Annotated in this window: 10 protein-coding genes; 4 read left to right on the plus strand and 6 right to left on the minus strand. The window is 56.1% G+C overall.

The genetic code is table 11. The features are described from left to right. Nucleotides 1-114: 114 nt before the first annotated feature. From seqA to EX31_RS23325, 3 genes are all read left to right on the plus strand, one after another. Nucleotides 115-669 carry a replication initiation negative regulator SeqA gene (gene seqA / locus EX31_RS23315; protein WP_037037064.1) on the plus strand — a complete coding sequence of 185 codons (555 nt, stop codon included), beginning with the start codon at nucleotides 115-117 and terminating at the stop codon, nucleotides 667-669. A 24-nt stretch (nucleotides 670-693) separates the two neighbouring features. Further along, on the plus strand, nucleotides 694-2,337 hold the full coding sequence (gene pgm, locus EX31_RS23320) for a phosphoglucomutase (alpha-D-glucose-1,6-bisphosphate-dependent) (RefSeq protein WP_013576463.1): 1,644 nt from the start codon (nucleotides 694-696) through the stop codon (nucleotides 2,335-2,337). A 182-nt stretch (nucleotides 2,338-2,519) separates the two neighbouring features. Then, entirely contained in the window at nucleotides 2,520-3,236 is a 717-nt protein-coding gene (locus tag EX31_RS23325) for a PadR family transcriptional regulator (RefSeq protein ID WP_037037067.1), read from the plus strand. Here the strand turns inward: EX31_RS23325 and kdpE are convergent. From kdpE to EX31_RS25645, 6 genes are read right to left on the minus strand one after another with little or no spacing between them, the layout of a single operon-like run. After that, a complete protein-coding gene (gene kdpE / locus EX31_RS23330) occupies nucleotides 3,226-3,915 on the minus strand; it encodes a two-component system response regulator KdpE (protein ID WP_037037070.1) in 690 nt (229 codons plus the stop codon). The genes EX31_RS23325 and kdpE overlap by 11 nt on opposite strands. Continuing rightward, nucleotides 3,912-6,608 carry a two-component system sensor histidine kinase KdpD gene (gene kdpD / locus EX31_RS23335; RefSeq protein ID WP_037037073.1) on the minus strand — a complete coding sequence of 899 codons (2,697 nt, stop codon included), beginning with the start codon at nucleotides 6,606-6,608 and terminating at the stop codon, nucleotides 3,912-3,914. Before kdpD ends, kdpE begins: the two co-directional genes overlap by 4 nt. Before the next feature lie 18 nt (nucleotides 6,609-6,626). Further along, the gene (gene kdpC, locus EX31_RS23340) at nucleotides 6,627-7,205 is read right to left on the minus strand and encodes a potassium-transporting ATPase subunit KdpC (protein WP_173362110.1); all 579 of its coding nucleotides are present in this window, start codon (nucleotides 7,203-7,205) and stop codon (nucleotides 6,627-6,629) included. A gap of 33 nt (nucleotides 7,206-7,238) precedes the next feature. Then, on the minus strand, nucleotides 7,239-9,305 hold the full coding sequence (gene kdpB / locus EX31_RS23345) for a potassium-transporting ATPase subunit KdpB (RefSeq protein WP_013576458.1): 2,067 nt from the start codon (nucleotides 9,303-9,305) through the stop codon (nucleotides 7,239-7,241). Nucleotides 9,306-9,348: 43 nt separating this feature from the next. Beyond that, on the minus strand, nucleotides 9,349-11,037 hold the full coding sequence (kdpA, locus tag EX31_RS23350; RefSeq protein WP_037037075.1) for a potassium-transporting ATPase subunit KdpA: 1,689 nt from the start codon (nucleotides 11,035-11,037) through the stop codon (nucleotides 9,349-9,351). Next, entirely contained in the window at nucleotides 11,038-11,127 is a 90-nt protein-coding gene (locus EX31_RS25645) for a K(+)-transporting ATPase subunit F (RefSeq protein WP_071823630.1), read from the minus strand. 409 nt (nucleotides 11,128-11,536) lie between these two features. Between EX31_RS25645 and EX31_RS23355 the strand changes: the two genes are divergently transcribed. Then, complete coding sequence (locus EX31_RS23355; protein WP_013576456.1) at nucleotides 11,537-11,743, plus strand: YbfA family protein; 207 nt, start codon at nucleotides 11,537-11,539, stop codon at nucleotides 11,741-11,743. Nucleotides 11,744-11,792: the final 49 nt, after the last annotated feature.

Raw genomic sequence — 11,792 nt, forward strand, 5'->3', positions numbered from 1 at the left:
AATCGGGAAGTTGTCTGGATTTTACTTCGCGGCGCAATTCCTCTGTTTGTTACTGCGTAGAAATTTGTATAATCCTTTCGAATGAATTAAGTAGAAAAACAGTACTGGATAAAGATGAAAACTATTGAGGTTGACGAAGAACTCTACCGCTACATTGCCAGCCACACGCAAGCAATCGGTGAAAGTGCGTCTGATATTTTACGCCGTATGTTGAAGTTTACTGCCGGTCAGACCGCTCCTGCCGTACCAGTGACCACTTCTGTTATCGCCGGAACTGTCGCGCAGGAAAAACCTGCCGCCGCCGCCGCACCGACGTCGCGTGATAAAGTCCGCGCCGTTCGTGAACTGTTGCTGTCCGACGAATACGCAGAACAGACTAAAGCGGTTAACCGTTTTATGCTGATCCTCTCGACCTTGTATACCCTGAACCCTAAAGAATTTGCGACGGCGACCGACTCTCTGACCGGGCGCACGCGGACTTACTTTGCCGGTGACCAGCAAACCTTGCTGCAAAACGGCATTCATACCAAGCCTAAACACGTTCCCGGAACGCCGTATTGGGTTATTACGAATACCAACACAGGTCGTAAACGCAGCATGATTGAACACATCATGCAGCTCATGCAGTTCCCGACGGAACTGACTGACAAAGTTTGCGGCACCCTTTAATTTCAGCGTAAGGGAGAAGCGCCAGTGGCTAATCACCCCCGTGCAGGGCAACCTGCTCAGCAAAGCGATTTGATCAATGTGGCGCAGTTAACGTCACAGTACTACGTTCTGCAACCGGATCCGGCAAACACTGCGCATGCTGTGAAATTCGGCACGTCCGGCCATCGCGGTAGCGCGTTGCGTCACAGCTTTAATGAAGCGCATATTCTGGCGATTGCTCAGGCGATTGCCGAAGTGCGTAAAGAGCAGGGCACCACCGGGCCATGCTACGTGGGTAAAGACACGCACGCGTTGTCTGAACCGGCGTTTATTTCCGTGCTGGAAGTGCTGACCGCCAATGGCGTTGATGTCATTGTTCAGGAAAACAACGGGTTTACGCCGACACCGGCTGTGTCTCACGCCATTCTGACGCATAACCGCAACGGCGGCGCGCTGGCGGATGGCATCGTCATCACGCCTTCGCACAACCCACCGGAAGATGGCGGCATCAAATATAACCCGACCAACGGCGGTCCGGCGGATACCAATCTGACCTCCGTGATTGAGAAACGTGCTAACGCATTGCTGGCCGCGAAACTGACAGGTGTGAAACGTCAGTCTCTGGATCTGGCGTGGAAAAGTGGTCATCTGACAGCGAAAGATTTGGTTCAGCCGTTTATCGAAGGGCTGACCGACATCGTTGATATGGCTGCGATTCAGAAAGCGGGTCTGAAACTGGGTGTGGATCCCCTCGGCGGTTCCGGTATCGAATACTGGAAACGCATCGCGGAACATTACAAACTGGACCTGACGCTGGTGAACGATGAAGTCGATCAGACTTTCCGTTTCATGCATCTCGACCACGACGGCGTGATCCGTATGGACTGCTCGTCCGAATCCGCAATGGCGGGTCTGCTGGCGCTGCGCGATAAATTCGATCTGGCCTTTGCTAATGATCCTGACTATGACCGTCACGGTATCGTGACGCCTGCGGGTCTGATGAACCCGAACCATTATCTGGCGGTGGCGATTCAGTATCTGTTCCAGCACCGTCCGCAGTGGGGCAAAGACGTTGCCGTCGGTAAAACGCTGGTCTCAAGTGCGATGATCGACCGCGTGGTGGAAGATTTGGGCCGTAAACTGGTGGAAGTGCCGGTTGGTTTCAAATGGTTCGTTGATGGTTTGTTTGACGGCAGCTTCGGTTTTGGTGGCGAAGAAAGTGCAGGCGCTTCTTTCCTGCGTTTCGACGGCACGCCGTGGTCTACCGACAAAGACGGCATCATCATGTGCCTGCTGGCGGCGGAAATTACTGCCGTTACCGGTAAGAACCCGCAGGAACATTACAATGAGCTGGCTGCCCGCTTTGGCGCACCAAGCTACAACCGTATTCAGGCACCTGCGACTCATGCGCAGAAAGCCGCGTTGTCTAAACTTTCTCCTGAACAGGTGAAAGCCGACACGCTGGCCGGTGACCCGATCACCGCCCGTCTGACCAACGCACCGGGCAACGGCGCGTCCATCGGCGGCCTGAAAGTGATGACCAAAAACGGCTGGTTCGCGGCTCGTCCGTCCGGTACAGAAGAAGCTTACAAGATTTATTGTGAAAGCTTCCTCGGTGCTGAACACCGTGAGCAAATCGAGAAAGAAGCGGTAGAAATCGTCAGCAAAGTGCTTGCCGACGCTAAATAAGCCGTTCTCTGCTTCTCATCAAAGGCGCTGATTATTCAGCGCTTTTTTTTGTCCGTTTTTTACCGGAAGTTCAGACATCAAAAAGAGTTATCTAAATGCGTTTTTCGGCTTGCCAGTTTCTGAAAACCGATCTAGTTTAGATATATCGAAATGATTCGATATATCTAAATGGGACATAAATTATGTTTAGCAAAATGTTTGAAGGCCGCCATCGCGGTCACGGTAGCCGGGAAGAAGGGCATCGCGGCCATTGCTGTCATGAATCAGAACGCAGTGATCACAGCGAGCGTCACATGTTACGCCGTGATGGCCGTCATCGTGGGGAAGACCGGGGTGAGGAAGGGCGTGAACATCGCGGGCGTGGTGATGGTCGTCGGGGTGGTCGTGGCGAGCGCGGTGTACATCGTCTGTTCGAACACGGTGATTTACGCCGCGTCCTGCTGGCGCTGGTGGCGAAAAAACCGAGCCATGGTTATGAGTTGATCAAAGCGATTGAAGAGGCATCGTCAGGTCTTTACGTACCAAGCCCTGGCGTGATTTATCCGACGCTGACGCTGCTGGAAGAGCAGGATTTCCTCGAGGCTGTCGCCACCGGTAATGGCCGGAAAAGTTATCAGATCACCGAAGCCGGTAAAGTGGAGCTGGCGCAACATCAGGCGGTGGTTGATGTGATTTTTGCCCGTCTGGCTGGCGCGCAGCGTCCGCGTGAAAACAACCTGGCAGAGGGCATTCATGAGTCGATGCACCGCCTGAGGCATGCACTGCGCGGTAACATGATGCGTGCGGATTTAACGCCGGAACAGGTGGTGCGGGTGAGTGCGATTTTGCAGCAGGCTGCAGAAAGTCTGGAAGCCGAATTTGCCGAAACCAAACCGCAGACTGACGAACCTAAGGCATAAAGCGATAGCCCACGCCGGTTTCGGTCAGTAAATGACGTGGCCGGGTGGCGTCGGCTTCCAGTTTCTGGCGCAAATGCCCCATGTAGATGCGCAGATAATGGCTGTGTTCGACGTAATTCGGGCCCCATACGTGGCTCAGTAACTGACGCTGAGTAAGGACTTTGCCGCTGTTCGCCAGCAGTTCGGCCAGCAGACGAAACTCAATCGGCGTCAGATGACAATCATCACCGTTACGCTGTACGCGCCGGTTGATCAAATCTACCGTCACATCAGAAAACGTCACCAGCGGGCTTTCCTGCGCGCTGCCCGTATGGCGACGCAGGGCCACACGAACCCGCGCCAGCAGTTCACCCACGCCAAACGGCTTGGTGAGAAAATCATCGGCACCGGCATCCAGCGCGGCAATTTTGTCTTCCTCACGGGTGCGTGCCGACAGCACAATAATCGGGATGGCGCTCCAGTGGCGCAAATCACGAATATAGGTCAGGCCGTCACCGTCTGGTAAACCGAGGTCGAGAATAACCAGATCCGGTTTACGCGTGCCGGCCTCAATCAGCCCGCGTTGCAGCGTTTCACTTTCAAATACCCGCAGGCCTTCCGCCTCCAGTGCCGTACGCACAAAGCGGCGGATCTCTTTTTCGTCTTCAACAATTAAAATATTTATCGGGGATGCGCTCACGATACCTCGTCGATGTCTGATTCCATGTCACTTTCCATCTCCGGCGATGCCTCGAGCGGCAGCCTGAAACGAAAACGCGCACCGCCGTTCGGGCCATTTTCCGCCCAGATCCGTCCGTCGTGCACCTCAATAATGGCACGACAAATCGCTAATCCCAACCCCACACCCGGAATGGCGGATTCTTTATTACCGCGGGCGAATTTTTCGAAAATGGTGTGCTCGGCGCCAGCCGGAATACCAGGGCCGTTATCCCAGACTTCCATCTCCAGCCATTCATCCAGCGGCGTGGCTTTAATGCCAATTGTCGCACCGGTTCCGGCATATTTATGGGCATTTTCCAGCAAATTGATCAGCACCCGTTCAATCAGGCTGGCATCGCAGTTAACCAACACCATTTCCTTCGGCAAATCAATTTCGATGTTGTCGTGCGCCAGTACGGGTTCGAGCATCCGCAATGCGCTGCCGGTGATTTCTTCCACTGACTGCCACTCTTTGCGCAAATTAAATCCGCCGGACTGAATGCGCGCCATATCCAGCAGATTATTCACCAGCCGCGTGGTGCTCAGCACCTGCTGGCGGATCTGGCTGGCCTGCGGTGCGTGTTTCGAGCCTTCCGATGCCAGATCCAGCGTGAGGATTTCCGCCTGCCCGAAAAGCACCGTCAGTGGGGTACGTAAATCGTGGGAAAGCGCTGAAAGCAGCGAGTTGCGCAGTTGTTCGCGTTCGGTTTCCAGCCGTGCCGTTTCCGCGCGGGCAGCCAGATGCAGACGTTCGAGCGCATTGGCAATCAGCACGGTAAAGGTCTGCAACAGACGCTGCTGTTCCGGCACTAACAACTGACGGATATTCGGCGGTTCGACCGCCAGCAGGCCGCGTGATTCGCCGGATGCAATCAGCGGCAGAAGCTGGTACGGCACGCCAGGCAGGGTATCCGTGCCCGCACCGGCTGGCAGTTTTTTGTCGAAACTCCAGCGGGCGATAGCGTCATCCACCACAATCGAGGTGATTTCACCCGCAGGCTGCGCCAGTTCACCGTTCTCCTGCGGCAGCAAAATGGCCGTTTTGGCATTCAGACTGGAAGAAATAAAGTGGCGACTGGTCTGTGCGATGGCTTCCGGCGTCAGCGACTGACTCAGCCCTTTGGACATTTCATACAGATGCTGCGCACGCTTTTCACGGTGACGGGCGATACGCGCCTGATAACGCACCCCTGCTGTCAGGTTCCCGATCAGTATGCCGACAGTCAGCATCACGCCGAAAGTCACCAGATATTGCGCGTCAGTCACCGCCAGCGAGCCACGGGGTTGCACGAAAAACAGATCAAAGCTGATGACGTTAATCACCGCCGCCAGCACAGACGGCCAGCGGCCATAAAACAGCGCGACAATCACCACGCCGAGCAGATACACCATGACCAGATTGGCCTGATCGAACGTCGGCACCAGCCACTGCGACATCACGGTGATCACCGCGCACAGCGCCACGGCCAGCGCACAGCCCCACAACTGGCGACTGAAGCGATCAGCAAACGTGCGCGAGTCCTGCTCTTTGCGCAGGGGCGTGACCGGTGCATCTTCCAGCCCGACGACGATTAAATCGAGGTCGGGCGCGATTTCCGCCAGCTTATCAGCAAAACTGGCGCTGAATTTCCAGCGCTTTTCACGACGTCTGCCGGTCATGATTTTGCCCAAACGATGTTCGCGGGCGTAACGCAAAATCGCCTGTTCCTCCTGCGGATCGGAGAGCGTGGCAGTTTCTGCCCCCAGTTCCTGCGCCAGTTTCAGGGAACGCAAAATGGCGCGACGCTGACCTTCAGGCAAACGGTGCAGACGCGGGGTTTCGACATACACCGCGTGCCAGACGCAACCGAGGCGCGCTGCCAGGCGCGAGGCGACGCGGACTAATTTCTCATTGCCGCCACCGTGACCGATACACAGCAACAGCGCATCGCGGGTATGCCAGACACGGCTGATGCCCTGATCATCGCGATATTCGCGCATCTGGTCGTCTACCCGGTCGGCGGTACGACGCAGGGACAGCTCGCGCAGGGCAATCAGATTGCCTTTGCGGAAGAAGTGTTCGATGGCGCGTTCGGCCTGACCGGGAATATAAACTTTGCCTTCTTTCAGGCGCTGACGCAGGGAGTCGGGGGGTAAATCCACCAGTACGACTTCGCTGGCGCCATCAAACAGACGGTCGGGAACCGTTTCACGAATAATGATGCCGGTGACGCCGCTGACCACATCGTTCAGGCTTTCCAGATGCTGAACGTTCACGGTGGTAAATACGTCGATACCGGCATCGAGTAACTCTTCGACATCCTGCCAGCGTTTCGGATGGCGCGAACCGGCAGCATTACTGTGCGCCAGTTCGTCCATCAGGATCAGGGCAGGGCGGCGGGCCAGCGCAGCGTCGAGGTCAAACTCCTGCACCTGACGTCCGCGGTGTTGAATGCGTTTCGGCGGTAACAGAGAAAGCCCCGGCAACAGCGCCTGTGTTTCCTGCCTGCCGTGGGTTTCCACCACGCCAACCAGCACGTCGAGGCCGGTGGCGCGCAGGCGCTGCGCCTCCTGCAACATGGCAAAAGTTTTACCGACGCCCGCGCAGGCACCGAAAAAGACTTTCAGTTGCCCGCGTGGCTTCTCGTTGGCGAGCGCCAGCAGGCTGTCGGGATCGGGGCGATCTTCTGTCATATCATCCTGTGAGGTTGGTTAATGGGTTTTCAGTTCATCCAGCGCCTGATTCAGGCCGAGCACATTAACGACGTCGGGGCCAAGGTAACCAATCAGCGGTGATGATGTATTATCATCAATCAATTTATTCACTTGCGCCAGTGGCAGCCCGCGTGCGGCAGCAATGCGCGGAGCCTGCCATTGTGCCGCTTCCACTGAAATCTGCGGATCCAGTCCGCTGCCGCTGCTGGTCACCAGATCCACCGGTACCGTTGCCGGGCTTTGCGGATTGGCTTTGCGCAGCGCTGCCACGCGGTCTTTCACTGCCTGATCCAGCGCCGGGTTACTGGCCGCCAGATTACTCCCTGCCGACGCCATCGGGTTATACGGCGAATCGGAGGTGACGGACGGACGGCCCCAGAAGTAATCATTGCGGGTAAAATTCTGCCCGATCAGTTCTGAGCCAATCACTTTATTGCCGCTGTCTTTAATCAGCGAACCCATCGCCTGCGGGCGAAATACCAGCTCTGAAACGCCGGTGGTCAGCAGTGGATAAACGACGCCGGTCGCCAGCGTCAGCAGAACTGTCATCACCAGAGCCGGACGCACATAGGACATTCTTGTAACGGACATAATGGTCTTCCTTAAAAATCAGCTCAGATGTAAAACGGTCAGGATCACGTCTATCAGCTTGATACCCACAAACGGCACCAGCAGCCCGCCCGCACCATAAATCCACAGGTTACGGCGCAACAGGGCGGCGGCACTCATGGCTTTATAGCTCACCCCTTTCAGCGCCAGCGGGATCAGGAACACAATCACCAGGGCGTTGAAAATGACCGCCGACATAATGGCCGAAGACGGCGACGTCAGATGCATGACGTTCAGCGCATTGAGTTGCGGATAGGTTGCCGCGAACGCCGCCGGGATAATGGCGAAATACTTCGCCACGTCGTTGGCAATACTGAAGGTGGTCAGCGAGCCGCGTGTCATCAGCATTTGTTTACCGATATGCACCACTTCAATCAGCTTGGTCGGGTTGGAATCGAGATCGACCATATTCCCGGCTTCCTTCGCTGCCTGCGTCCCGGAGTTCATCGCCACCGCGACATCGGCCTGTGCCAGCGCCGGCGCATCGTTGGTACCGTCGCCGGTCATCGCCACCAGACGACCTTCTGACTGATACTGACGAATCAATGCCAGTTTGGCTTCCGGTGTGGCTTCCGCCAGAAAATCATCCACGCCCGCTTCGGCGGCAATCGCGGCGGCGGTCAGGCGGTTATCCCCGGTGATCATCACCGTTTTAATGCCCATTTTGCGCAGCTCGGCAAAGCGTTCCTTGATACCGCCTTTGACAATATCTTTCAGCTCAACCACGCCCAGCACTTTCGCGCCTTCAGCGACCACCAGCGGCGTGCCGCCTTTACGCGCCACGGTTTCCACCAGCCCCTCGACGGCTTTCGGGAAGGTACCGCCGTTGGATTCCACATGGCGACGGATAGCGTCAACTGCCCCTTTACGGATGCTGCGGTCACCGACGTTGACGCCGCTCATGCGGGTCTGCGCGGAGAAGGGCACGAAGGTTGCATTCAGCGAATGAATATCGCGTTCACGCAGGTTAAAGCGCTGCTTCGCCAGCACCACAATACTGCGACCTTCCGGCGTTTCATCAGCCAGAGAGGATAACTGCGCGGCATCGGCCAGTTCCTGTTCCGTCACCTGCGGCGCGGGCAGGAACTGCGATGCCTGGCGGTTACCGAGCGTGATGGTGCCGGTTTTATCCAGCAGCAGCACATCCACGTCACCGGCGGCTTCCACCGCACGGCCGCTGGTGGCGATGACGTTCGCTTCCAGCATGCGGCTCATACCCGCCACGCCAATCGCCGACAGCAAACCGCCGATGGTGGTCGGGATCAGACACACCAGCAGGGCGACCAGCACGGTGACCGTGACCGGAATACCGGCGTGGCTGGCGTCAACGCTGAACAGCGAGAACGGATACAGCGTGGCGGTAGCCAGCACGAACACCAGCGTCAGCGCGACCAGCAAAATCGTCAGCGCCACTTCGTTTGGCGTCTTGCGGCGTTTCGCACCTTCGACCATCGCAATCATACGGTCGAGGAAGGTATCGCCAGGGTTCGCCGAACATTCGACCACCAGCCAGTCTGACAAGACGCGCGTCCCGCCGGTGACCGAGGAGAAGTCGCCGCCGGATTCGCGGATCACCGGCGCAGATTCACCGGTAATGGCGCTTTCATCCACCGATGCACCGCCGATCAGCACTTCACCGTCGCATGGCACGGTATCGCCTGCTTCGATCAGCACGTAATCGCCTTTGCGCAGGGTATCGGCGGCGACTTTAATCACCGGCGATTCAGGGCGTGGTTCGTAGATTTTTTTCGCCCAACTGGTTTTCTGCACGCCTTTCAGGCTCTGCGCCTGCGCCTTGCTGCGGCCTTCCGCCAGTGCTTCGGCGAAGTTGGCGAACAGCACGGTAAACCACAGCCACAGCGACACGCTGCCGGTAAAAGCCGCGCTGCCGTCGGTCCGGTGCAGCAGAATTGCCAGCCAGATCAGTGTGGTCAGAATGCTGCCCAGATACACCACGAACATCACCGGATTGCGCCACTGAACACGGGGATCCAGTTTTTTCACCGAATCCAGCAGGGCAGTGCGGATCAGACGGGGTTCAAATAACGCACGTTGTTTACGACTCATCTTTTTAGTCTCTATATTCATCAGTTCAACGAGTTACGCAGCATTACTGTGCTGACCAGACCTGCAAATGTTCTGCCACCGGTCCCAGCGCCAGCGCCGGAATAAAGGTCAGTGCACCGACTAACAACACGGTACCGACCAGCAGACCGATGAACAGCGGGCCGGATGTCGGCAACGTGCCGTTGCCTGCCTGCTGGCGTTTTTTCATCACCAGAGAACCGGCAATCGCCAGCACCGGAATGATGACGCCGAAGCGGCCGAAGAACATACAGGCTGCCAGCAACAGGTTGTAGAACGGCGTATTGACGCTCAGCCCGGCAAACGCACTGCCGTTGTTATTGGCGGCGGAAGACACCGCATACAGCACTTCACTGAATCCGTGCGCGCCGGGGTTTAAAATGCCTGCGCGACCGGCGTCGGTGACCAGCGCCAGTGCCGTGCCGAGCAGCACCAGCGTCGGTGTCACCAGGATTGCCAGCGCGGTCATCTTCATATCGTAAACGTCGATTTTCTTACCGAGATATTCCGGTGTACGGCCAATCATCAGCCCGGCAATAAACACCGTCAGCAGTACAAACAGCAGCATGCCGTACAGGCCGGAACCCACGCCGCCGAACACCACTTCGCCAATCTGCATCAGCCACATCGGCACCATACCGCCGAGTGCCGTAAAGGAATCGTGCATGGCGTTGACCGCACCGCACGAGGCCGCCGTAGTGACGACGGCGTACAGGCTGGAGGCCAGAATGCCGAAGCGGCTTTCCTTACCTTCCATATTAAAATTGCTGCTGGCACCAAGTGCCATGAAGTGCGGATTGCCTTTAAGCTCGGCGTACATCACTACCACGACCGACACCACGAAAATCACCGACATCGCCCAGACCAGCGCGTGCCCCTGACGGTTATCGCCGACCACGCGGCCAAAAGCGAAGCACAAGGCACAAGGGATAATGAAAATCGCCAGCATCTGCACCATGTTGGTCAGTGCGGTCGGATTCTCAAACGGATGGGCAGAGTTGGCACCGAAGAAGCCACCGCCGTTGGTGCCGAGCATTTTGATGGCTTCCTGCGAAGCCACCGGCCCCATAGGTAAGGTCTGTTGCAGGCCTTCCAGTGTGGTGATGTGCTGATACGCTTCGAAGTTTTGCAGTACACCCTGACTGACGAAAAACAGTGCCAGCAGGAAAGACACCGGCAGCAGCAGATACAGTGTGATGCGCCATAAATCCGTCCAGGCATTGCCGATGGTGTGTGCTGAAGGGCGTGCAAAGGCGCGGATCAGGGCAAACGCCACGGCGATACCGGTCGCTGCGGAGAGGAAGTTTTGCACAGTCAGCCCGACCATCTGGCTGAGATAGCTCAGCGTGCTTTCGCCGCTGTAAGCCTGCCAGTTGGTGTTGGTCACGAAACTCACTGCGGTATTAAAGGCCAGATCCCATGACAATCCGCCGAAATGCTGCGGGTTCATCGGCAATACGCCTTGCGCCATCAGCAGCGCCATCAGCACGATAATGCCCAGAATGTTAAATACCATGATCGCCAGTGCATACTGCCACCAGTTCATTTCAGCATGGCTGCTGCCAGACGTGCGTAAAACACCGTTTTCTATGCGCTGAATAAATGCGCCGGGCTGTCCTTCAATCAGTTGAGCAATAAAGTTACCCAGTGGTTTTGCCAGCAGCAAAAGCACCAGCATAAAACTGGCAATCAGTAAGAATCCGGTTGCAGCCATTTAAAAATCCTCCGCATTCAGCAGGGCATAAACCAGATAGCCGAGCAGCAGAAGAACCAGTAATGCGCCGCAGATTACGCCAACACTCACAATCCACCTCCACAGGTGTGTTTTTATGTTGTGGCGAGAATAAGGAAAGGCGGGAAAAGATCCTGAAAAGAAAGCGTTCCTGCGTGTAAAAAAAGTATAAAAATTCCTTCGTCCTTAAAGCCACAGCGGCGTTACCTGCACTCACTAACCCGAATCACTGACCTGAGTCCGCTCATCGGGATTCCTTCGCCTGCTGCCTTGTTGTCATTCCAATGACTTAGGAATTGGTGGTTAACCTGAATTACGTATTTATTTAACCATTTTGTAACTCAATTACAGCGAGAGGCCAAAATTGGCGAAAATTTACACTTTAAAGTGGTCAGATGAGTAGTAAAATTTCATCAATTGCAGTATATTTTTCACAACTTACAGTTTCCGAAAACTTTGCAAATTTCACAGGAGCAACGCGATGAATGATTACACGCCATACACAATGACCCGCATACTGGCCCGCCGCGCTTTTGTTATCGCTGCCGGTGTTCTGGCTCTGCCGGTTATGCTGTTCCGCGCTGACCGCGCCCGTTTTTACAGCTATTTACACCGTGTCTGGATGAAAACCAGCGATAAGCCGGTATGGCTGAGTCATGCCGAGATGGCGACCCAAGACTTTTACTGATTTAGCTCCCTCCCCTGCGAAGGGGAGGCGCCAGAAACCCCGTTCCCCG

The organism is Rahnella sp. WP5, from assembly GCF_000745615.1.
Lineage (GTDB): Bacteria > Pseudomonadota > Gammaproteobacteria > Enterobacterales > Enterobacteriaceae > Rahnella > Rahnella aceris.